At 59.2% G+C, this 21349-nt stretch carries 30 protein-coding genes; 18 read left to right on the forward strand and 12 right to left on the reverse strand.

What is annotated here, in order from left to right:
• Nucleotides 1–2 precede the first annotated feature (2 nt).
• The 18 genes from HYH08_RS15995 to HYH08_RS16080 all read left to right on the forward strand — a co-directional run bounded on the left by HYH08_RS15995 (nucleotide 3) and on the right by HYH08_RS16080 (nucleotide 16132).
• Nucleotides 3–2675, forward strand: coding sequence for a hypothetical protein (locus HYH08_RS15995; protein ID WP_220010761.1), 2673 nt, complete (start codon nucleotides 3–5; stop codon nucleotides 2673–2675).
• A complete protein-coding gene (locus HYH08_RS16000) occupies nucleotides 2672–3232 on the forward strand; it encodes a hypothetical protein (RefSeq protein ID WP_220010762.1) in 561 nt (186 codons plus the stop codon). The genes HYH08_RS15995 and HYH08_RS16000 overlap by 4 nt, the downstream gene beginning before the upstream one ends.
• Nucleotides 3216–4883 carry a terminase large subunit gene (locus HYH08_RS16005; protein ID WP_220010763.1) on the forward strand — a complete coding sequence of 556 codons (1668 nt, stop codon included), beginning with the start codon at nucleotides 3216–3218 and terminating at the stop codon, nucleotides 4881–4883. The genes HYH08_RS16000 and HYH08_RS16005 overlap by 17 nt, the downstream gene beginning before the upstream one ends.
• A complete protein-coding gene (locus tag HYH08_RS37890) occupies nucleotides 4873–5229 on the forward strand; it encodes an endonuclease VII domain-containing protein (RefSeq protein ID WP_220010764.1) in 357 nt (118 codons plus the stop codon). Before HYH08_RS16005 ends, HYH08_RS37890 begins: the two co-directional genes overlap by 11 nt.
• Nucleotides 5229–7262, forward strand: a complete 2034-nt coding sequence (locus HYH08_RS16015) for a portal protein (protein WP_220010765.1) — start codon at nucleotides 5229–5231, stop codon at nucleotides 7260–7262. The genes HYH08_RS37890 and HYH08_RS16015 overlap by 1 nt, the downstream gene beginning before the upstream one ends.
• A gap of 568 nt (nucleotides 7263–7830) precedes the next feature.
• The gene (locus HYH08_RS16020) at nucleotides 7831–8133 is read left to right on the forward strand and encodes a hypothetical protein (RefSeq protein ID WP_220010766.1); all 303 of its coding nucleotides are present in this window, start codon (nucleotides 7831–7833) and stop codon (nucleotides 8131–8133) included.
• A gap of 2 nt (nucleotides 8134–8135) precedes the next feature.
• Complete coding sequence (locus HYH08_RS16025; RefSeq protein ID WP_220010767.1) at nucleotides 8136–9206, forward strand: hypothetical protein; 1071 nt, start codon at nucleotides 8136–8138, stop codon at nucleotides 9204–9206.
• Nucleotides 9207–9237: 31 nt separating this feature from the next.
• Complete coding sequence (locus tag HYH08_RS16030; protein ID WP_220010768.1) at nucleotides 9238–10146, forward strand: SU10 major capsid protein; 909 nt, start codon at nucleotides 9238–9240, stop codon at nucleotides 10144–10146.
• A 111-nt stretch (nucleotides 10147–10257) separates the two neighbouring features.
• The gene (locus tag HYH08_RS16035) at nucleotides 10258–10536 is read left to right on the forward strand and encodes a hypothetical protein (RefSeq protein ID WP_220010769.1); all 279 of its coding nucleotides are present in this window, start codon (nucleotides 10258–10260) and stop codon (nucleotides 10534–10536) included.
• A 1-nt stretch (nucleotide 10537) separates the two neighbouring features.
• Nucleotides 10538–11176: a phage adaptor protein gene (locus HYH08_RS16040; RefSeq protein ID WP_220010770.1), complete on the forward strand. Its 639-nt coding sequence runs from the start codon at nucleotides 10538–10540 to the stop codon at nucleotides 11174–11176.
• The gene (locus HYH08_RS16045) at nucleotides 11176–12516 is read left to right on the forward strand and encodes a hypothetical protein (protein WP_220010771.1); all 1341 of its coding nucleotides are present in this window, start codon (nucleotides 11176–11178) and stop codon (nucleotides 12514–12516) included. Before HYH08_RS16040 ends, HYH08_RS16045 begins: the two co-directional genes overlap by 1 nt.
• Nucleotides 12517–12527: 11 nt before the next feature.
• The gene (locus tag HYH08_RS16050) at nucleotides 12528–13250 is read left to right on the forward strand and encodes a glycoside hydrolase family 108 protein (RefSeq protein WP_220010772.1); all 723 of its coding nucleotides are present in this window, start codon (nucleotides 12528–12530) and stop codon (nucleotides 13248–13250) included.
• A 1-nt stretch (nucleotide 13251) separates the two neighbouring features.
• A complete protein-coding gene (locus HYH08_RS16055; RefSeq protein ID WP_220010773.1) occupies nucleotides 13252–13479 on the forward strand; it encodes a hypothetical protein in 228 nt (75 codons plus the stop codon).
• On the forward strand, nucleotides 13476–13886 hold the full coding sequence (locus HYH08_RS16060) for a hypothetical protein (protein WP_220010774.1): 411 nt from the start codon (nucleotides 13476–13478) through the stop codon (nucleotides 13884–13886). The genes HYH08_RS16055 and HYH08_RS16060 overlap by 4 nt, the downstream gene beginning before the upstream one ends.
• The gene (locus HYH08_RS16065) at nucleotides 13886–14065 is read left to right on the forward strand and encodes a hypothetical protein (RefSeq protein WP_220010775.1); all 180 of its coding nucleotides are present in this window, start codon (nucleotides 13886–13888) and stop codon (nucleotides 14063–14065) included. Before HYH08_RS16060 ends, HYH08_RS16065 begins: the two co-directional genes overlap by 1 nt.
• Nucleotides 14055–14423, forward strand: a complete 369-nt coding sequence (locus HYH08_RS16070) for a hypothetical protein (RefSeq protein WP_220010776.1) — start codon at nucleotides 14055–14057, stop codon at nucleotides 14421–14423. Before HYH08_RS16065 ends, HYH08_RS16070 begins: the two co-directional genes overlap by 11 nt.
• The gene (locus HYH08_RS16075) at nucleotides 14423–15775 is read left to right on the forward strand and encodes a hypothetical protein (protein ID WP_220010777.1); all 1353 of its coding nucleotides are present in this window, start codon (nucleotides 14423–14425) and stop codon (nucleotides 15773–15775) included. Before HYH08_RS16070 ends, HYH08_RS16075 begins: the two co-directional genes overlap by 1 nt.
• Before the next feature lie 69 nt (nucleotides 15776–15844).
• Complete coding sequence (locus HYH08_RS16080; RefSeq protein WP_220010778.1) at nucleotides 15845–16132, forward strand: hypothetical protein; 288 nt, start codon at nucleotides 15845–15847, stop codon at nucleotides 16130–16132.
• 916 nt (nucleotides 16133–17048) lie between these two features.
• On the opposite strand, the gene HYH08_RS16085 is transcribed toward HYH08_RS16080, so the two are convergent.
• The 12 genes from HYH08_RS16085 to HYH08_RS16140 form a co-directional block, all read right to left on the reverse strand.
• Nucleotides 17049–17240: a hypothetical protein gene (locus HYH08_RS16085; protein WP_220010779.1), complete on the reverse strand. Its 192-nt coding sequence runs from the start codon at nucleotides 17238–17240 to the stop codon at nucleotides 17049–17051.
• The gene (locus HYH08_RS16090) at nucleotides 17240–17401 is read right to left on the reverse strand and encodes a hypothetical protein (RefSeq protein ID WP_220010780.1); all 162 of its coding nucleotides are present in this window, start codon (nucleotides 17399–17401) and stop codon (nucleotides 17240–17242) included. Before HYH08_RS16090 ends, HYH08_RS16085 begins: the two co-directional genes overlap by 1 nt.
• A complete protein-coding gene (locus HYH08_RS16095) occupies nucleotides 17398–17661 on the reverse strand; it encodes a hypothetical protein (RefSeq protein WP_220010781.1) in 264 nt (87 codons plus the stop codon). Before HYH08_RS16095 ends, HYH08_RS16090 begins: the two co-directional genes overlap by 4 nt.
• A 72-nt stretch (nucleotides 17662–17733) precedes the next feature.
• Nucleotides 17734–18162 carry an Ntn hydrolase family protein gene (locus HYH08_RS16100; RefSeq protein ID WP_220010782.1) on the reverse strand — a complete coding sequence of 143 codons (429 nt, stop codon included), beginning with the start codon at nucleotides 18160–18162 and terminating at the stop codon, nucleotides 17734–17736.
• The gene (locus HYH08_RS16105) at nucleotides 18159–18398 is read right to left on the reverse strand and encodes a hypothetical protein (protein ID WP_220010783.1); all 240 of its coding nucleotides are present in this window, start codon (nucleotides 18396–18398) and stop codon (nucleotides 18159–18161) included. Before HYH08_RS16105 ends, HYH08_RS16100 begins: the two co-directional genes overlap by 4 nt.
• Nucleotides 18395–18595: a hypothetical protein gene (locus tag HYH08_RS16110; protein ID WP_220010784.1), complete on the reverse strand. Its 201-nt coding sequence runs from the start codon at nucleotides 18593–18595 to the stop codon at nucleotides 18395–18397. Before HYH08_RS16110 ends, HYH08_RS16105 begins: the two co-directional genes overlap by 4 nt.
• A 249-nt stretch (nucleotides 18596–18844) precedes the next feature.
• Nucleotides 18845–19159 carry a hypothetical protein gene (locus HYH08_RS16115; protein WP_220010785.1) on the reverse strand — a complete coding sequence of 105 codons (315 nt, stop codon included), beginning with the start codon at nucleotides 19157–19159 and terminating at the stop codon, nucleotides 18845–18847.
• Nucleotides 19152–19676 (reverse strand): hypothetical protein, encoded by a 525-nt coding sequence (locus HYH08_RS16120; protein ID WP_220010786.1) that lies wholly within the window; start codon nucleotides 19674–19676, stop codon nucleotides 19152–19154. Before HYH08_RS16120 ends, HYH08_RS16115 begins: the two co-directional genes overlap by 8 nt.
• Nucleotides 19673–20023, reverse strand: a complete 351-nt coding sequence (locus HYH08_RS16125) for a DUF4406 domain-containing protein (RefSeq protein ID WP_220010787.1) — start codon at nucleotides 20021–20023, stop codon at nucleotides 19673–19675. Before HYH08_RS16125 ends, HYH08_RS16120 begins: the two co-directional genes overlap by 4 nt.
• The gene (locus HYH08_RS16130) at nucleotides 20020–20817 is read right to left on the reverse strand and encodes a hypothetical protein (protein ID WP_220010788.1); all 798 of its coding nucleotides are present in this window, start codon (nucleotides 20815–20817) and stop codon (nucleotides 20020–20022) included. Before HYH08_RS16130 ends, HYH08_RS16125 begins: the two co-directional genes overlap by 4 nt.
• Nucleotides 20817–21194 carry a hypothetical protein gene (locus HYH08_RS16135; protein ID WP_220010789.1) on the reverse strand — a complete coding sequence of 126 codons (378 nt, stop codon included), beginning with the start codon at nucleotides 21192–21194 and terminating at the stop codon, nucleotides 20817–20819. The genes HYH08_RS16130 and HYH08_RS16135 overlap by 1 nt, the downstream gene beginning before the upstream one ends.
• Nucleotides 21191–21346: a hypothetical protein gene (locus HYH08_RS16140; RefSeq protein WP_220010790.1), complete on the reverse strand. Its 156-nt coding sequence runs from the start codon at nucleotides 21344–21346 to the stop codon at nucleotides 21191–21193. The genes HYH08_RS16135 and HYH08_RS16140 overlap by 4 nt, the downstream gene beginning before the upstream one ends.
• Nucleotides 21347–21349: the final 3 nt, after the last annotated feature.

Below are 21349 nucleotides of genomic sequence, written 5' to 3' on the forward strand. Positions count from 1 at the left end.
ACATGCCTGTCCTCACGATTAACGGGAGGCAAGTCACTGTCGACGACAGCTTCCTCAACCTCCCACGTGAGGAACAGGACGCCACCGTGGATGAGATTGCAGCGAGCATGCCGAAGGCCGAACCTTCGGGCCTCGTGCGCGGTATCGCCCACGGACTGAAGGAAGCCGTTCACGGCAATGCTGAGACTGTCAAGCAATTCGCTGGCGTCGGTGAAGGCGTTCCTGTCAAGGACGAGGGCTATGTCCCCGCTAACTTGACGAATGGCTCTCCGAACCCTCTCAACTGGAATTGGTCGCAGGCTCCGCAGAAGGTAGCCGAAGGCGCCCCTGGGCTCGCTCAGGACGCCCTCGCCGCTGCAGGCACTCGCTTGCTTCTTGGTCGCTTCCTTGGACCATTGGCTCCAAAGCTTGGCGCTACCGCCTCCGCGTGGTTGCGCACGGCTGGGGAAGACGCCAAGACTGCAGCAGAGAACCGCACAGGAAACGCTGACGCCGAGCCCCAGGCTCAAGACAAGCTCCGTGGTGGCCTCACGTCCGCCGCGAGTGCTGCTGTAGGCTCCGTCGCACCGACGCGCTTCCTACAGGGCTCTGGCAACGGTGTTGCTGAAGTCGGGGCGCGTGGGGTTGCCGACGCTGCGAAGCGCTGGCTTGGCACCACGGCGATCACGGGCGCCTCATCGGCCGCCTCAGACGCTGTCAATCAAGTTGGCCTCACTGGCTCCTACGATCCCAAGCAGGGCATCGAGGCTGCTGCAGGCGGCGCTGTCACTGGCGGCGCTATGGCCGCGCCACGTGGCCTCTCCGAAGCCGCGCGCTCCGCGTCTCTCAGTGAGTTCGGTGGCGCCAATCGCGAGGCCCTGGGCAACTACGCGACCCGTTTGAAGACGGAAGGCGATGGGAAACTTGGTACCACGTTAGGCGGCGCTGCGAATGACGCGGCTGCTCACGAGCGCGTGGTGTCCGATCTCCAACGCGAGTTCAAAGACGCCTCAGCAAGTGTCCGTGCCGAGCGCCCTGTATCGCAAGATGCAGAGAACGCGATGGCCGCTGCTGCTCGCGGGGACCGAATCACGCCCAAAGACCTCGACCTTATCGAGAACGCAAGTGCTGGCACCACAGACGGTGACAACGCTGCGTATCTTGCGCGCACCTTGCGTGTCGCTCAGCTCGCTCAGTCACGAGGGTCCTACAGCAAAGGCCAATGGGCTGGCGGTGTCTCAGGCGCCCTTGACGACAACCTCGGCTACATGCTGAATCCGACGCGTCTTGCTGGTGGTGCGATTGCATCCGTCGCCGGTATGCACTTGCTCGGCCTCAGCAACCCGCTGTTTGCTGGCAGTGTCGCAGGCGCGTACGGACTGTCCCGTCTCGTCGATGGCGTCACCGGGCGCCGCTCGCCCGCCAAAATGTTCGCTGAGAACTTCGCGGACGCACAGGCCAACCTGCGCAAACCTCCGACGCCCCCTGTGGCCCCTCCGCAACCCGGTGGTGCAGCAATGGGACCCTGGGGTCCTAAGCCTCAGGCGCCTACATCCGTGCCTCAGGTTGCTCCTCCGGCTGCTCCAGCGGGTCCCGATCCTCTCATTGCGTCCGCGATGGCTCACGCCGCCCTCTTGCAGAAGACGCAGCCAGCCACGCCCGGCACTCAGCCGTGGCAGGCGCCGCAGGTCACCGAATTGCCTCAACTCAATTCGGTCGCGATGAAGATGTTAGGTGACAAGCTCAAGGCAGGTCTCCCCTCCGAACCGCAGCAAGCCCCGGCTGCTGCGACACCAGAGCCTCCGGCAATAGACCCTCTAAATCTCCCGTCTTCGATCACCAAGGCCGCCAAGAACCTAACGGGTGGACTGGCGAAGGTGCAGGAGATACGAGAGAAGCAACAGGCCAAGGACGCCGTTGCGAGCCTCCAGTCACCTCTTGTGGCAGACGCACCTATCGACGTTACGCAGAACCCCATGGTGGGCAAGCGGGCCTCACAGCTTGTGAGCGCCGCCAACGCCCTGCGCAAGTACACAGGTGCCGACGTAGCAGAACGTGAGCAGGCCCAGGCAGAAGCCCAGGCCGCGCGTGAAGAGAAGGCTGCAGCCAAAGCGGCTGAACGTGAAAAGACCGCGACCGAGCGTGCTCAGGCTGCTGCCGAACGCGCCAAGCTCAAGGCCGAAGCCGCCGCTGCTAAGGCCGAACAGGTCAAGCAGAAGGAAGCCGCAAAGGCCGAACAGGTCAAGCAGAAGGAAGCCGCAAAGGCCGAGCTGGCCAAAGCCAAAGCTGAAGCGAAGGCGGCCACCGACAAGGTGAAAGCCGCTGCTGCGAAGGTGAAGGCTCCGAAGGCCGCCCCTGAGGCGCCCGCTGAAGCCGACGTACCCTACGAGCCACTCTCCGAGGAGCATCTGTACCCCCGAGGCATCACGCCCAAGGAATACGCTCAGCGTGAAGCGGCCGGCAAAGGTACACGCAGCGAGACGTACATGGCGAAAGCCGAAGCGTCAGAACGCCGTCGTCAGACCATCGCAGCCGAGCTTAAGGCTCAACATCCGAAGTCCGCGCGTGCCATCGATTGGCTCGCCCGTGAGCTGCAACGCGTCGGTGTCAATCCTAAGGAAGTCGCACGAGCAGTGCGTTACGCCCAGGACAACGTTCCTGACGACGTCGCGAAGGCTATGGAAGCATTCAAGTGACCGAAAAGAAAGTGAGGGGGCCTCGAAAGAAGTCCCCTCGCACACAAGGCAAGCGTACGATCTCAGCGGCATCCGCTCGGCTCAAGGAGCTGTGGCAGACTCCTGAGTTTCGCGCTCGCATGGCGGAGCGAGACAAACGCATCGCTGCTGATCGCAAAGCCAATCCGGAAAAATACTCGCGTGCTGGCGTCCCTGATGGGATGCGACGTGCTCAGGCAGAACCGCTGTGGGCACGTGCCCGCGAGCTTGCAGACAGGTTCATTCAAATCATGAAAGACAAAGGCGAACTGCCTCAGGACGAAATTGTCCTCGTGCAGGACGGCGAAGATGTGTCCGAAGTTCGTGTACCTTCTTCGGACGACGGCAAAGCTGAAGCGGCCTTACGTGAAGCATTCGTGCTCGCAGTAGGCCCCTCAGATCAGAAGATCAAAATTCAGGCGATCAATACTGTTCTCAATTTCACCAAGTCGAAGCCTGAGAGCAAGTCGAAGTTGACGCTTGAGCGTGCTGAGGACTTCCTCGACGCCGTAGCGAAGGACAATGACGGAGCTGACTGAGAGCCAACTGAAGGCTCGTAAGCGGCTTCTAGAAGACTTCGAGTTCTATGCGAAGCACTGTGTCAAGATCAGGACGAAGAAAGGTAAGATCACCAACCTCGTTCTGAACCGCGTCCAGAAACGCTTCGTTGCTTCGATCATCGATCAGCAGCTCCGCACAGGCCGCGTGCGGTTTGTCGTTCTCAAGGCGCGACAGCAAGGCCTCTCCACCGTTATCTCTGCGTGGCAGTATTGGTGGCTGTCCCAGCGTAAGGCCCAAAAGGGTCTCGTCATGGCTCACGAAGGTGAGAGCACGACGACGCTGTTCGACATGTACAAGCGTATTCACGACAACGTTCCCGACATTGTCCGGCCGTCGACCAAGTACAGCTCTCGCTCTGAGCTGGTGTTCGACAAGCTCGACAGCGCTCTCCGCGTTGCGACCGCAGGCGGCCGTGGCGTGGCTCGTGGTGAAACTCTCACCGTGGCACATCTGTCTGAGGTGGCCTTCTGGCCCCCAGCGTTCGCCAATACGAACTTCAATGGTCTAGTGCAGGCCATCCCCGAGGAAGACGGCACCGCCATCTTCTTGGAGAGCACTGCACAGGGTGTGACCGGCAAGTTCTACGAGATGTATCAAAACGCCGTCAGGCGCGACCATCTCTGGAACGGCTACGAGGTGTTCTTTTCCGCGTGGGTCGAAAGCGAAGAGTATCGTGAGACCGCGCCTGCAGATTTTGTGCGAACACCTGAAGAAGACTCCATCGCTGTTACCGCGTTGAAGCTCTACGACATCGTCGTGGACAACGCACAGCTCTATTGGCGCCGCAAGAAGGTCGCTACGAACGGCCTTGATCTGTTCAAACAGGAATACCCGCTGACGGCCGATGAGGCCTTCCTCAGCACAGGCCGCCCCATCTTCGACAACGAGCTGATCACCAACCAGATGGCCAAGGGCCTTCGACAGGTCGTCACTCAGATGGCCGTCGAGGAAACCTTCGACCACAAGACCAACAAGCCCCTACCGCTTCGTGTGCTCAACGAGCATCCTCGTGGCGAGCTGAAGGTTTACCATCCGCGCGTTGACGGCGAAGTCTACGTGATCGGCGCCGACGTAGGCATGGGTCTGCGTCAAGGCATCAAGGGCAAGAAGGACGGTGACCCGTCGGTTGCTCAAATCCTCGACAGCCAGATGCGTCAGGTGGCCGTGTGGCGCGGCCTATGCCATCCCGACGTATTCGCCAAGATACTTGAGACGCTGGGCTACCATTACAACAGCGCTCTCGTCATCCCCGAGCGCAACAACCACGGCCTTGTGACGTGCGTGGCCCTGCGCAACGCCAACTACCCGTACCTATACACGGATCAGGTCGAAGGTACGCTTGAGCCCGACAAAGACACGATCAAGCTAGGCTTCTTCACGAGTGAAGCGACGAAGCCCCTGATCATCGACAAGCTCCGCGCTCTCCAGCGTGAGGGCGAAATCGAAATCAACGACGAGACCACCCTCAAGGAAATGATGACCTTCGTGGTGAATGAGAGCGGCAAGATGGAAGCTGAAGCCGGCACGCACGATGACACGGTTATGGCCTTAGCTCTCGCAGCTCATGCTCACGAAGGTAAATGGAAGCCTGTTGAAGTAACAGACGAATTTTACGTGGATGCTATCTGACGAAGAAAAGCGTCAGCGCAATCGTGACTACCAGAGGAAATACAGGTCTCTCAATCTTGAAAAAGTGAGAGAGTACGACCGCGCACGCATACGCAAGCGCGATCTCAAGAAACTGTACGGCCTATCTTTAGACGACTTTCAACGACTTCTCAGCGCACAAGATTTCAAGTGCGCGATTTGCTCGGCTGATACGCCTCGAAGAGCTGGCAGCGATTGGGCTGTTGATCACTGCCATAGCACAGGCCGCGTGCGGGGCATTCTCTGTCACCCGTGCAACACGATGCTCGGATTGGCCCGAGACAATCCCCTCACCCTTTCAAAAGCAATCCAGTACTTAGGACAGTAATGGCGCAACAGCCTCTTACTGACGAAGCTGTCCTTACAAAGGTTCTCGCCAAGTCCACCAACAGCGTTAGCTGGTTTGACAGTCGCATCGCTAAAGAGCGAGAGCGCGTCACTCGCTATCTGAACGGTGACTTGCCGAAGCGCACCTCTGAAGGCTCTTCGTCTTATGTGTCATCCGACGTCTACGATTCCGTCGAGATGATGCGATCCCAGTTGTTGGAAGTGTTCGCAGGCGGTGACAACATCGCCGTGTTCGATCCCGACCTGGACATGAATGCCGACGCTTGCCGCGTGGCAACAGAATACGCGTCTTACGTCATCTTCCGTCAGAACAACGGCTACAACCTGTTCTCCGACGTGATCTACGATGGTCTCACCGCCCGCGCTGGCGTGTCTAAGGTCTATTGGGAAACCAAATATTCCTACAGCGAAGAGACCTTTGAGAACCTACAGCATCACGAAGCCTACGGCCTCGCCGCTCAGGACGATGTCGACGAATTCGAAGGTACGCAACAGCCCGATGGCTCCTACAGCGGCTCTCTGACCCGCAAGAAGGACGTCTCGCAAATCCGCATGGTGACCGTGGCTCCTGAGGAATTTCTCATCGAGCCGCTCGCTACCAGCGTGGAGAGCGCAACGTACGTTGGCCACCGCACGCCTAAGACAAAGGCTGAGCTGATTGATATGGGCTACAAGAAGTCCATTGTCATGGCCATTCCGGCCGACGAAGCCCGCGAGTTGCAATTCAGCCCCGAGGTACTCGCACGTACCTCGCAGACAGGTGCGGCCGATCATGGTGACGATCCTATTCAGGATGAGCTGGACTACGTCGTCTATTACGAGAGTTATGTGCGGATGCAGATTGATCCCTCCAAGGGTGTCCGTCTCTACAAAATCTGCCACACCAGCAACACCGTGCTAGACAAGGAAGAGGTCGACAAGGCCCCGTTCCTCGCCTACATCCCTCTGCCTATCCCCCACGTCTTCTACGGCAACAACTTTGCAGCTCGCGTGATCCACACGCAGAACGCCCGCACTGTGTTGTTCCGTGGCGTGCTCGACCACACGGCCATCACGTCCAACGCTCGCTACCTTGTGGTCAACGGCGGCCTGATGAACCCGCGTGAGCTGCTCGACAACCGCCTGGGAGGCGTCGTTAACGTCCGTCGTCCTGACAGCGTTCAGGCGATGCAGCAGAACCCGCTGAACCCTTACATCTTCCAAGTCCTCAACACCCTCACCGAGAACAACGAGAAGTCCACAGGCATCTCGGCGCTCTCACAAGGGCTGAACAAAGACGCGATCTCGACGCAGAACTCCAAGGGTCTCGTCGACAATATGATGAAGGCGTCCAGCCAGCGCGCGAAGATCATGGCGCGCAATTTCGCCTACAACTTCCTCGTGCCTCTGATGATCGAAGTGGTGCGCCTCGCGATCCTCAACGAGAAGCCTGATAAGGTCATCGAGGTCGCTGGCGGTCAACTCACGATCAATCCTCAGTCTTGGACTGAACGCCGCACCTGCACCGTGTCTCAGCACCTTGGTTATGGTGAGAAGGACATGGCCGCAATGGATCTTGGACAAGGCTACGAGATGATGGCCAAGGACCCTGCTCTAGGCGGAATGTTCGGAGGCAAGCAGCGCTACGAAATGCTTCACGACATTGCGAAGCTCAAGGGCTTCTCACGCTTCGCCGCGTATCTCGATCCCAATGCTCCCCCGCCCGGCCCTGATCCTCTTAAGGTTCGTGAGCTGGACATAAAGGAACGTGGTGTCGCTGCGCAGGAAGGCGCGAACACGATCAAGCAGCAAGACGCGAACCGTCTGTACGCGCTGGATCAGTCGAAGCTGCAGATGGGAGAAGCCGAACTCAAGCTCAAGGCTCTCGATCACGACCGCACGCACGACCGTCAGGATGCTGAGACCACGTCTCGTATTCAGGTGGCCGATGCCGAGCTGGAAATCGAGAGGGAGGCCTTGAAGAACGAAAAGGCCAAGCTCGCTGTCACCGCAACTGCAAACCCGAGGCCATAATGGGCATCTTCAATTTGATTAGTCCATGGAGCGTGGTGCCCTTCGGGGACCCTATGCCGGACAATTCTCTGTCTGACATGAACGCTCTGGCCAAGGCCCGCGCTGCGGCACGTGCTCTCAAACAGCAAAAGCAAGGGGGGAGCTTCGCGGCTCCTCCCGCTGCTACACCTACGCAAGCCGCGCCAGCCCCGCTGGAGCCCCAGTGGCAGGCCTTCAAGGCCCAGGCTGATCAGCAAGCGCAATTGAAGCCCGCTGTTCCTCTGGCGCCTCCGCAGCCCACGCTCCCTTGGTGGGCGTCTGGAGACATGACGAAGACGTTCCCAGGCGCCGCGCCGGCAGCTCCTGCACAAACCGCTGCTCCGCAATCGGCGCCTCAGGTCCCTGTGCCCCAGCCTCGCCCTGCGGAGGCACCTCAAGCCCAACCGGACACAGGCTTCTTCATGCGCAACGCATTGATGCAGCGTGATCCTAGTACAGGCGACTTTATCGACCCCTCAGGTGCGCAGTCCGTTCGCGGACCTGACCTCATCAGTAAGATGATGGCGTACCTGCATAACAAGGATATGGGTTGAACGACGAAACGATTTCCGAACTGGGGGGCTTTGCAAAGGACCTTCTCAGTTCGGACGCCTTCAAGGCGCTCATTACCATGTACGAACAGCAATGCGCTGTCGACATGCTCAAGACAAAACTGACTGAGGAACGCGAGCGCATCCACGCCGCCTACTCAGGCTTCGAAGACTTCCTCAGCCTCGTGCAGAAGTTCGCGATGGCATTCGAGGAGCAGTCCAAATCTCCCCCTGCCGAAGACACCACGGACGACTTTGATGATCCGCGTGTCCACGACATTTACTCTACGGAACAGAACTGATCATGCCAGCCATCCTTTCGGACGCTGCTCTGACTAACGACTACCCGGACGCCATCGATACCGACGAAGGCGCCATCAATGCTTTCCTTGCCGATCCCACAGAGGGTGACGACGCTTCCCCAAAGAAGCCATCGAATAACAAAGGCGAAGACGAAGTAGACGACGAGACCCCGACCGACGAAGAGACCAACGACGACGAAGCCTCCGAGGAAACTCCAGAGGACTACGACGAAGAAGGCTCTGAAGAGAAAGGCTCCGAAGACGACGAGACGGACGAGACCAAACCCAAGAGCAAGAAGTTTGCCGACGATGACGAGACTTACGTCAAGATCAAGGTTGGCGACGAGGAGCACGAGGTCAAGGTCACCGACCTGAAGCGTCTGTGGGGCCAAGAGGCGGCTCTCACCCGCAAGTCCCAGGAAGTTTCGACAGCGAAGCAGACGTACGATGAAGGCCAAGCGAAGAACATCGCAGCCTACAACGTGCTCCTGCAGCGCTCCACGGAACGCGCCGATCAGTATCGTGCGCTACCCTGGACGCAGTTGATGAAGGACCCCAACGTCCCTGCTGACCAGCTCGCCGCTCTGCAGGCGGAAGCTTCGAAGGCGCTGGAAGACGAGGCTTTCCTCAAGAACGAAATCGACGGCTTCATGAAGAAGGTCGGCGATGAACAGAAGGCGGCCCAGCGCACTGCTGCGCAGGAGTGCATCAAGGCTCTGACGAACCCTGAGAGCCCCTCGCACATCAAGGGCTGGAATGAAGCTCTCTACAACGACATCCGAACCTTCGCGGTGTCGGAGGGCCTCAATCAAGACATGGTGAATTCGCTCACCGATCCTGGCGCCTTCAAAATTCTCCACATGGCCATGCAGTTCAAGCGTGGCGCGTCGAAGGTCATGACCAAGAAGGTCAACAAGACCCCGACGAAGATTGTGAAGACCTCTGCGTCCTCACCTGTGGCACGCGGTTCTTCAAAGACTGTCGCAGCCAAACAGGCCGTCGCTAAGGCGATAAAGACAGGCAATGGCGATGACGCCATCAACGCCTTCCTCGCTCTCGACAGCGACGACTAACCCATTTTTGTTACGGAATTCTTTTTAGACTATGGCTACCTACCAGACCTACCAGATGGTCGGCATCAAGGAAAACATTGCCGACGTCATCACCAATCTCTCGCCGCGCAAGACGCCGTTCCAGAGCGCCATCGGCAATGAGAAGGTGACCCAGCCGCTGTTCCAGTGGCAGGAAGACCAGCTCCGCGCGCCCGCTGCGAACGCTGCGGTCGAAGGCGCGGATGCGTCGTTCATCACCGCCGTTCCGACCGTGATGCGCAACAACTACACGCAGATTTTCACCGAGTCCGTTCAGGTCTCCGACCGCGCTGACGTCGTGTCGACCTACGGCCGCAAGCGCGAGTTCGCCTATCAGATGAAGAAGTCTGCTGAGGCGGTGAAGCGCGATCTCGAAATCGCGATGGTCAACCTGAACCAGACCAAGGGTGCCGGCACGTCCTCGACCGCTTCGCTGATGGCGGGCGTCCAGGGCCAGCTCGACAGCTCCAGCGTCGTGTACACGGGCTCGACCTCCAACCCGCTCACCGAGGCGTTCCTCGTTAGCGCGCTGCAGGCGGCTTACACCAACGGCGCTGAGCCCACGCGTATCCACGTGACCCCGTCGAACTCGGTCGTGCTCGCTGGCTTCGCTTCGGCGGCTGGCCGTTATCGCACGATCAGCAACGCGGGCGACAAGGCCACCACGCTGACCAACGTTGTCAACCTCTACGTTTCGCCGTTCGGTGAGACCAAGGTTGAGATTAACCGTTGGCTCCGCACCAAGAACACCTTCATCTTCGATCCCGACATGTGGAGCAAGGTGACGCTGCGTCCTTGGGAGCGCAAGAACCTCGCCAAGACCGGCGACAGCACGAAGGCCATGCTGCTGGGCGAGTTCAGCCTGAAGCATAAAAACTTCTACGCTTCCGCAATGGTCGTCGAGAACACCACCGGCTTCTAAGACTATCGGGGCTCCATCTCTGCCGTATGGGGATTTGGAGCCCCATTTTTTCATTAGGTTTATATGTCCGCAGAGACTTTCTTTGAGGAGCCTAGGCTTCTCGATACGGTCGTGTCCTTCGACGAAGACCGCTCGACCAACGAACTGATCATCAAGAAAGAACAGCACATTGACGACGCTTGGCTGAGCGAAGTCTCCAAGCAGAAGATCGACAGCGCCAATCACAAGATGGGCGACTTCTATCACGTAGCTTCCATCCCCGTCTCCGTCGTGGATGACCTTTGGGATCGATACGGCTTCGACGTCATGAACGCTCCGGCTCGCGAAACTCTCGCGATGCTCAAGCGCTACGACCTAGACAATTTTGTCCTGACCAACAAATCAATCTGAGATGACTTTAGGCGACCTCAAAACGCAGTTCAAAGGGCTGCTCAACAATACCGTAGTCAATAACAACTCTGCTTTGGTCGCCACCTTCATCAATCAGGCGATCATGCGCATCCAACGCGAGCTTCGCGTGCCCTTTATGGAGAAGCAGCTCGACCTGACTATCCCGTCCGGGTTTACGAAACTCCCGATCCCATCCGATCTTTTGGAGCTGCAGGCTCTCATGGTCGACCGTGATGGCGACGGCATTCTCGAATATGAGCTTCAGCGCGTCGACCTCGGTCGCGTTGTTCAAGCCTCAGAGATTTCCGGCATCTCTCCGACTGTGTTTGCGCGCCAAGGTGCCTCGTGGGTCCTTGGTCCCATGCCATCGGTCGGTTCTCACGTGCTCATCATGTACTACGCAGAATTCGCTGCGCTGACGGATGACACGAGCGAAAACACCTGCCTGAAGGTCGCATGGGATGCCGTGTTGTATGGCGCCCTGAGCTTCGCTTGTGACTACTTGACCGACGACCGCGCAGAGCGGTTCGAAACGCGATACTCGCAGATCATGAAGCAACTTCAGGATCAGGCCGACGCTGACGAGCTTACGGCTGACGCCGCAGTTCGTCCCGCCCTCCGTTTTGACGAAGATTGCTAATGTCCTCCGACAGCTCTTTCTACAAGGACGGCACAGGCAACAGCGGTGTTGCTGTCGCTGGGCCCTCTTCTTCTGCCTTCTACGCTGATCCCGACGCCGCAGCTAATAGTGCCGCTAGTGCTGCAGCCTCCGCTGCTGCGGCTGCTGCTTCGGCCACTTTGGCTGCGAACCCTAATTCTATCACGCTGCCTCAGATCAGCGCTATCAAGTGGTCGGCTAACGGTGTCGCACGTGGGCGCTTCCTCATCTCAGTGTCGGACGCAGGATCAGGCGCCGATCCGCACATGTACATCGGCTATAATCTTCAGCCGGGATCAATCACCCTCGACAACAGCGCCGACCGTGGTGCTATCTTAGGCTTCGAGGCCGACTACAACGACGGTTCGGGGCACAACAAGCTCGAAATATACCTGCAGTACCAAATTGCGAACGGCTGGGACGATGGGGCTGGACATGCCAACTATCGCCGTCCGCTTATGGTTCAGTACGACAAAGTCACGAATCTTCCGACCGTCATGTATCTGTCGTCTGCAGGTCTCGGATTTCAGTTCGGGTGGCTTGACGGCACTGGGTCTGTGTCACAAGAGCAGGTCGTCGGCAAAACCAAGATGACGCTGGTGAACAACCAGCTCACCCTCTTCAATGTACCGGGCGGTGCCAATCCAGCTCTTACGGTTGACAGCAGCAACGCTACCCCCGAGACGGGACTGTACATCGCCAGCCGCCCCAACACGGGAGGCGTCCACCTTGGTGTGACGTCGCCTTCGTCTGTCGACGCAATGTATATCGACGGCAAGGGTTCAAACGGCCCCGTCGTGCTGAACCAAGATACCGGAGGGCCTGTTCTCGCCCCTAACGGTAGCGCAGGCGCTCCTTCTTGGTCTTTCATTTCTGATCAGAACACGGGCGTATACAATGTCTCCGCAGACGTGCTCGGTCTCGTCGCAGGAGGCTCCCTTGGGCTGCAAGTGGGGACCTCAGGTCCGTCCACGTCCCTTACCTACAAAGCCACTGGCGCTGCTGCTACAGCCGCTCACCACGACGTCTCTGGCCAGACGCCTATCAGCGTGAACAACGCTTCGAACGCTCCTGTTACCCCCGCGTCAACGGGAGGTGTCTATTTGTTGTTCATCACGGAAACAGCAATCGCTGGAGGCACCGCTCTGTTCATGCTGGTAGACACCGCTACTCCTGTGCTCATTTCTCAGCAGGGTACGAACTGGCAGGCGTCTAGCTCGCCTACGAAGTTCGGCATCGCTTGGAACAGCACGCGTTTCAGCATCTACAACAACGCTGGATCGACAGGCTCCTTCAAGGCCCTGCTTATCAAACTCAATTAAAGAAAGCCTCAATGTCCGCCTCTAATCGCGAGGCGAGCATCAGCAAGACGTTGACCTACGAAGGTGGATACACCAACGATCCTCGTGATCCCGGTGGCGCCACCAACTGGGGCATCACGATCTACGATGCTCGCAAATACTGGAAGCACGACGCTTCCCCTGCCGACGTCAAGGCAATGCCTAAGTCGGTTGCCATTGAAATCTATCGACAGAAGTATTGGGCGAAGATGGGCTGCGATGACCGCGCCACCGGACCCGACTTCGTTGACTTCGATTACGGCGTGAACTCAGGCACGCAGCGTGTCTTCAATCTGCGTAAGACGCTCGATCCTCAAAAGCTATCACCCGTCGACTATGTGAAGAAGGCGTGCGCCGCGCGCTCGTCGTTCCTGCATTCGCTCAAGACGTGGAGTGTGTTCGGCAAGGGATGGGGCCGCCGCGTGGCGGATGTCGAGGCTACAGGTGTCCGCATGGCTCTTGGCTCCGCAGGTCAACCCGTAGCCCCCGCGCTCAAGAAGGAAGTCAAGGCGGCAAACGTGAAGGCTATCGCCCACAGCACCGCTGGCGCCTCTGCGCCCGCCGCAGTGCCCGAGGTTGCCCATTGGGACCTTGGGTGGCTCGCGGGCTCCGCGCTGATCGTCATCGGCGCAGCAGTCGTCGTCTACTTCGTCTGGAACGCCGTGCAGGCTAACCACCGAGCAAACGCCTATCAGGCGCAGCTCTCGAAAGCATAACATGCAGAAACTCAAAGACCTGTGGGCACGCTTGAAGGTGCGATGGCACATTGTTGCCCTCGCCTTCCTTACCGCGCTCCCCGAGCTGCTCGATTGGCTCGGCATGGTCGACCTCAAGCCCCTCCTATCGCACTTCCTGCCCGATGGCGCCGCGACACTGATCGTGTCACTGCTTCCCTTCGTGCTCGTCTTCACCAAGTCCATGGTGCACGTGGAGGACGATAAGTGAACCCCCTCGCCCTCCTCGGCCTCCTGCCGAAGCTGCTGGACGTCTTCTCGGGGTGGCTGAACAAGAAGCAGGATGCGTCCATCTCAGCGAACAACAACGCGAAGGACGTGACTGTAGCCGTGGTGAAGGAGGAGGGCCAACGCTTCTCCGACATCAAGGACGTGACGCTTGTCATGATGAACCACCCGGTCTTCTGGATCGCGTGGGGCCTCGGCGTCTTCCCCGTGATGCTTTATCACGCGGCCATCTTCTTCGTCAGCACCTTTCCCGCGCTCGGCTGGACCGTCCACAAGGTCCCTGACGTCGAGCTTGAATACGCACAGCTTGTCGTAGGCTCGGTCTTCACGTTGACCGGATCCTCAACTGTTGTCGCTGGACTAGCACACGCATGGATCAAGAGAGCGTAATGGACCATCTGACTACCGCAGGCGCAGGCGCAGCTATGACCTCGCCCCTGTGGATCACCACGCTCAACCCGTACATTCAATTCACTGTGGCTGTGCTCGGCGCTGTGTGGCTTCTCACCAAGACCGTCACCACGATTTACACCACCTTCTTCAAGAAAGAGATCGTCAGTGTCGACTGATCCGTTTCCTACCATCGTCGCTCCGCTGATGGCGGACGTGGCTTCGGTCACTATTGCTTCCGGGCAGAGCCTGTCGGGTTCTGTCGACCTTGGGAGGCAGCGCGCTGTACGCGTTATCATTCCGGCCACATGGACCGCTGCGAACCTGACGTTCCAAGTTAGCTACGACAACGTCACTTTTAGTAATCTCTATGACAGTTCTGGCAACGAATACACGGTTCAGGCAGGGGCTTCACGCAGTATCATCCTTCCTGTCGCTGACTTCATCGGTATTCGCTATCTGAAAGTGCGCTCTGGCACCAGCGGCGCTGCGGTCAACCAAACATCGGCGGCCACACTGATTATCCCGGTGCAGTAATGCACTACCCGATTATTCGACCTCAAGGCGTCGCTGTCCTTGGGGGAGCGACAACGCAAAAGCTTGCCGTCCCCAGCGGCTTCAACGGCACGCTCCCGGTCAACTTCTTCCGCACTGCCGCCGGCGTCTATTCCAGTGACTTTGACCCGAACTCGCTGAAGCCGGCAGTCACGACGCCATATTATTTTTCCACGGCCGGCAACGGCGGTAACAACGGCCTGACGCCTGGCACGCCGCTCAATACGTTCGGCGCGATCTTCGCCAAGGCCAACGTCGATCAGCTTCGCATGATCGCAGCTGGCACGCAGGCGGCGAATGGCGCATACATCTTATGGGGCAATCGTGGGTGGGGCGCCCAAAATCCCACTCGATCGCTGTCTGTCGTGCCTGACGATGGCGTGTCACGTTTCGTCTCTGTCGCGAGCGCGAGCAACGGCGTCCCGCCGACGTGGACCAAGACGGCGGGCCTCACGAATACCTATCAATTGACGTATACAGGCAGCCCCCTTTATGGGCCGACTGATCTAAAATATCTCGATGGAAACGGCGACTTTGTAAAGCCTTTAGCCGCCGCTTCGTCAGCGGCCGTCGATGCTACGCCGAACAGCTTCTTCCTCGATACTGGCACGTTGACGCTTTACGTCCAGGCCACCGACAGCCGCAATCTCGTCGGCGATGCCTTCATGACCAGCGTCAGCACCGCAGCCAACGGCTCGTTTACGTCGGCAGGCGCGGTCACAATCTGGGTTCAGAATGTCGATTTTGTCGGCGGTCAGCCCTTCACGGCGAACCAGTCATCTGCGCCCGCCGGGGCGACGCCAAACATCGTCATGACCAACTGCACGTTTCAGGGCGCGCAGATCAACGTGGACGGCTTTGTCGCGAACGGAAAATATAACGTCTACCTCATCAATTCGCGGGCATCGAATAACTACGGAGACGGTTTCGGCTATCACGCCCTCAATGGCGTCAGCGGCCAAGCTTTCGAAAGCGGCCTCTCGACGGGCTTTAATGGCTTCCTTAACTCCTCGAACCAATCAAGCACGGCTCACGACAGCTTCATCGTCTACACGTTGAATCCGAACTATCGGAACGCCGCCAACCAGACCATCCGCGACATCACAAACGCGCAGCGCTGGATCATGGGAGGTTTCCTTGGTGCGCCGATCCAGTCCGACTCCAGCGGCAACACGATCGGCATTGACGCGCAGGCTTGGGTGGACGGGACGACCGTGACGGCCGCCGCGTCTACGACCTTAAACCTGGCCGGAACGGCGGTGCTGAAATATCGCAACAATTCGACCCTTGCGACGGCGACGAAGACAGGGACGGGGACGCTGGCGACGTATTAGCCGCCTGCACTCTCAGGGCTGGCGCTCACTCCCTTCAGGCTATCAAAACTTCAAAAGGAATGCTTTTAGTTGTCCATCGACCTCTCCAAACTATCCGAGGCGGTCACCAAGGTTGCCTCTCTGGCCTCCGAGCGTGACGCCGCCATCAAGGCTTCCAAAGCGGCCATCGCCTCAGCGCAGGCTGACATTGACCAACTTGCTGATCAGCTCCTTGCTGCCGTGTCGTCCCCTGCGGAAGCCGTAGGGATCGCTGCGGTCGCTGAGGCCCTCGCTACGCCCGTAACTCCTCAGACCCTTGAGGAGCTGAATGCGCAGATTGCTGCGCAGAATGCAGCGGCGCCCTCTGCCGTCTCCTAACTAAAAACCCCCAAGGTCCCATTACGGGCTCCCTTGGGGTTTTTTTTTTCTTGTAGGTCGCGATGATGACCTTCCGACGCTCAGAGGGCGACAGGCCTTGCCTATCGAATTCCTCACGGCGCTTGCGGCCCTCCTCGGACAGCATGGCGCCTTCGACCTCGCTGATCTTGTCGAAGGCCTCGCGTCCGATCACCATGCGCTTCTTTCGTCTCGGCATGGAACGACGCTACCACAAAATCATGTGCGGGGCTTTCACCCGCTGCGGCTCCATACAGGCATAGCCTAGAGCCTCAGCTAGATCAGAATGTTTCGCCGTCTAGCCGACGCCCGGTGCCCCTGCAGAGGCGGCCGGGGACATAGGAATTATCGCCGCCGATCCCACCAATACGTGAAGGACAGCAGGAAGATCAGGAGCACGAGGAACGTCAGGCCCAGGTAGGCAGCCCGATGGCTCCGATGCGTCACCACGACCGTCCGCTGGGTCACCACGGGGCCATCTGAGACCACTGGGGCTCCAGACAGCGGAGCTGGCACTCCAGGGGCAACGACGACCGTGCTGGGGCTATGGAACATGCTGCTCCAGAAGTAGCCGTGCCAGAAGCCCGTCCAGGGGCTCACGTGGGGCACAGCAAGCGGAGCTGGCGCTACCGGGGCCACAGGGACGACCGGGCGGACCACAGGGGCCACCACGACGGGCGGACGCACCATGGGGGCCACGGGGACCGCTGGGCGCACGATGGGCGGCGGAACGGCCACACGGGGCGCTGAGGGCGCTACGGAGACCCTGGGGGCACTGTAGGACGGACGGCTGAACGATGCGGACCCTGAGGTCGAGTAGGACGAGCCAGCGTGAGCGCAGCCCGCCACGGACAGCGCGAGGAGCGCTGCCACGAAGAGTTTCTTCATGTATCTCTCGTTATTCTGGAATGTCGTGGACGATCAGCAATCGATCAGGGTAATTCAGGGCCACCTTGGTCCCGAGATACACCTTGCCGTCCTCAATCTTCGTGATGTCTCTGAGTTCGATGAAAGCAATGCTGCGCTGAGACCTTGCCTTCGCAACTTGCTGACCGACCTTAAGCGGACGGCCAAGCATGTCCTTCGGCATCAATTCAGCTCCTTCTCTTCCAGCCCTTCCCTCTCCACGCAGGCATAGGCGTACAACAGCGCGTCGAGCACTTCATCACGGGTGACGACGTTGCATTCGGAATATTCTTCGATCAGCTCAACGAGCCGTTCGGAGAGCGGTGAGATTTCGATGATCCTCACAGGCGCTCGTGCTTGGCTGAGGGCTTCTTCTTGGCATTGCTGTCGACGGCCTTCTCTTCCTTGATGCTTTCAAGGAACGGCGTCTCGGTGGGCTCAATGTTCGTTATGAAGTCGGGCAGCTCTCCCGCGATCTTGACCGGCTCTCCGCTCTCTACGAGCTTGGCGAGGAGACCTTCGATCCTCAGGAGCGCATCGAGCGTGCGCTCTTCAATGGAAGCCACGTGAACGTAGGCGGCCTCGTCGTACATCGGCTCAGACATAGATGTAGTCCTTGTAATAGGTCTCGTAGATGTGCATCCACACAGCGCAGGCCGCGAGGAACGGGAGGATTGTCATGCAGCCCTCAGCTTGAGAGATTGAACCTTGCCACCACTATTGGCGTCACGTTTGATCGCGATCCTCACGGCATCCTTCGCGCTCGCCCCTGCATCCATCGCAGCGAAAGCGTAAGGCGATCCAGAGCCTGTCGCGTAGTAGCCGGGGTCTTGCTTCACCCAGGCCTCTCCTTCGTATTCCCAAAGGGTCCCGTCGACCCTCAGGTGTAGCGCTGAAATCTCATCAAGCTTGGGATGCTTGGGGTTCTTCACGCTACGCATCGCCCGCAGAAGCAGCTCAGCCTGCTGCACGCTGCCGGACCATGCCACCACGGAGCCATCACGAAGACGGTGCACCTTGCGTCGGCGGTCGGAGACGATCATGTCTCCTGAGGTCACGCGGCTATCCGTGGCCAGCTCGCCGTCTCTGTAGGCGAGTGTGGTCATCGGCTGTAGCCGTCCACCTCTAGTGAGATGTGCTCCACGTCGGCCGTCGCTCCGTCAGGGAACGTCGCTTCGACCCAGGGGCTACCGCAGCAGCCACATCCGCCGAGCTTGATCTTGATGCCAGCCGCTTTCAGAACGCCCTCAAGGCGCTCCGTGGTCTCCTCAGCCGTCAGCTTGTGGGGCTCGACGGCCGGCAAGTGATCCGGGAAGCCGCTGTCATTCCACTCGACCGTCACAGAGGCTCTCCTGCCCACACTGCCGCCTGCGCTAGTTTGCGTGCTGCCGATGCGTCGATGGTGATCTCTTTGTCACCAATTGAGATGAGAAGGATGCGGTCGCCCGTCTTCTCGTTCCACGAGCGTCCGACGAACATGCTCTCAGGCTTGCGTTCGTCATCGTAATAGCCACTGTGGCCATTCAAGATCGTAATCATGTGCTCTCTATTGCTCGATTGAGTGCGTCGATCAGGTCGTAAACCTGACCCTGCGTCAGCTCCAGAACGTCAGCCGTGGAGCGGTCGGGATACTCTTGGCGAATGATGACTGTCTCATCTGCCTTGGCGCCATTGCGAGACCACCACACCTCGACAGAGGGGCACCCAGGGCGCCATTGGGCTCCTGGGGTCCTCACTGCTTCGGCTTTGGGAATGTGGTAGGTCGTGCCGTGCGAATCGGTCGAGCGCTCAGCCGGCACGTTGCTCTCGATACTCGACGGCCGTCACAGTGTGCGGAAACACCTCTGTCACGTAATCGTCGATCTCGTGATCACCGCTGCTGTGCCCCTTGGATGCCCGCAGGCGGAAGAAGCGTCCTGGGTGAGCGTCCATCGAGAAGATCACTTCGTCGTCGTGGTGATGGTCCCAGGTGTCCAGGAGATTGGCTTGATGAACGGTAAAGCCGTTAAAGCGCTCGTCATCGTTGCCTTCCCAACGTTCTCCTTCGCTGGCCCACGCTAGTTCGTCGAGCACGTCTTGGTCGATCTGCGGCACGTCAGCCATTCTTCTTCGCCTTCAGCACTTCATGCAACATCCCACTCGCGTTGAAGATCACCGCGCACAGCTCGGTCTCCAAGTCCTTCACGATCACCTCGCCTCTCACCTCTTCGGTAACAGGCAGGCCGCGATGGAGCTTCCACACGGATACGAAATGCCGCCACAGGCTCTTCATGTACACCTTGACCGGAATGCCGAGCTGCCAGTTGTCGCTGTCACGCATGGAGCCATCAGGCATCCTGCGGGCCTTGTGCATGTGCTCCGCGTAGCGCTCCAGCACGAGAGGCGAGAGGAAGCCTTCGAAGTCCAGCTTGTTCGCGTCGAGGTCTCGGGTTGCCCCTGTGCCGAACTGGCGCACAGCGGCGGGCGTCTGTGGCTGTAGGTCGGAGCCTCGTGGCCTAACTGCACCGGTCGCACGCCCTTCGCTGTCGTGCTCAGCCTCGTAGCCCTCAGGGATTTCAAACGTGTCGCGCTTGGTGTTGTTAGAGGCCATCGCGTAGCCGCCTCCCCATTCGATAGTCACAGTTCAATCTTCTCCAGTCCCAGCGCTTCCGCTGCGGCGACTTCCGCCCTCACGCCCTTGCTGCTTTCCCAGCCGGGCAACAGCGCAATCGCCTCCGCGTCTGAGCAAATCCACGCCAAGTCGACGCCCAGCGCCTCTCGGAGATTGAAGCCGTGCTGCTGTGCTGCCAGCTCCTCGCTGCCAGTCGGATTGTCAGCCGAAATGTCTGTGCCGTGGCGCTCGTTGTCCTTCTCGGCCGGGCTGAACACAGTGTGACCTTGAGCGCGTAGCGCTGCAGCCGCTGCGTGGAACGCAGGGAAATTGAAGGCAGGGATGCCACGCATGGGGCCTGCCAGATAGATTTTCACTTAGGGCTCCAAAGTATTGGCTTCTTGGCCTCGTTATTCCAATCGCTCCAGCGCAGGATGCGCGCGAGCCGGGCTTGCGTGAGGGCGTCTTGCTCGGTGAGGCCTGCCTTCTTGAACTCCTTGACGACGCGGCTCCACAGGATCAGGTCCCAGTCCTCACCTTGCTCCATTTCGCTCTCAGGCGCCTTCAGCAGCTTCTCTGCTTTCACCCTGCCGACGCCTGGGCAACCCTTGTAGCCATCCGACGTATCACCCACGAGCGTCTGATAGAGGTGGAAGTAGTTCGCCTCTTGCTCGGACACGGTCACCAGATCACCCTTGCGCCAAACCTGCGTCGGGATAGTCTGCATGTCCTTATCTTGCGAGACGATGATGCACTGGCGCTTCTCCTTGATCGGAGACGTGGCCAGCACGCCCATCACGTCGTCAGCCTCCAGCCCTGGGAAGGCCTTGCATTTGTACTTGGCCTCGACCTCTTCGCGGAGCTGCACGTAGCACAGAGGCTTGCGTGAGTTGGCCCGGTTGTTCTTGTAGGTCGGGTCGATCCCGAAGCGGAAGTTCGGGGGCGATGAGAAGCACAGGAAGTGTTCTCTGGTTTCGAAGCGCTCAAAGATGCGCTCCAGCATGTCGTCCAGTGTCTCACGAGCCCTCTCGGGGCTCGAATAGAGCACGTGGACCGGAGGTTCGCTCCAGTCCACTTCGCCAAGTACGACGTTCCACTTGACCTCTTGCTCTACTGCGGCGGCGGCCCTGAACAGGAACTCGTCACCGTCCACGAGTAGCAGACGTTGCATCAAGCCTCGTCCTGGACCGCTTCGTCATCGTAGGCGCTCGCCGCAGCGGCGTTGATGATGTCCTGCACGTTCTCGTCGGCCACACGGGGCATACGTCGCGCATGGTCGACACCCAGCACATAGCCTTCATCGAACTGCATCTCAGCCTTCGCCTTCCCTTCGAACTCCGCAAGCGCGTAGCCCCGGTCGAAGGCGTCATCAAACGCCTCTTCCTGTTCCTTGGCGCCGTCGACCACGCCCAGGTCGTAGCCGGCCTTCATTGCCTGATCGATGATGGCGTAGAGCTGGGTGATCAGGGCGCCCTTATCAGGACCCACGACCGTATTGATGGCCTGGGCCAGAGCGTTGCCGTTCACCTGTGTCAGCAAACCGTTCATCCGTGTTCCTTTTCGTTGAGCCACTGAAGGCCCCTGCTGGTAATCAGCCATGTCTTGGTGAAGCGATCCCGCCGCACCTTCGTTGTGATGAGTTGCATGGAAGCCGCCATCGCGATGATGTCGGCCTCCCTTCGTGCCACGTCGGATTTCACGCG

This window comes from Bradyrhizobium sp. BR 10289 (assembly GCF_019455385.1).
Taxonomy (GTDB): domain Bacteria; phylum Pseudomonadota; class Alphaproteobacteria; order Rhizobiales; family Xanthobacteraceae; genus Bradyrhizobium.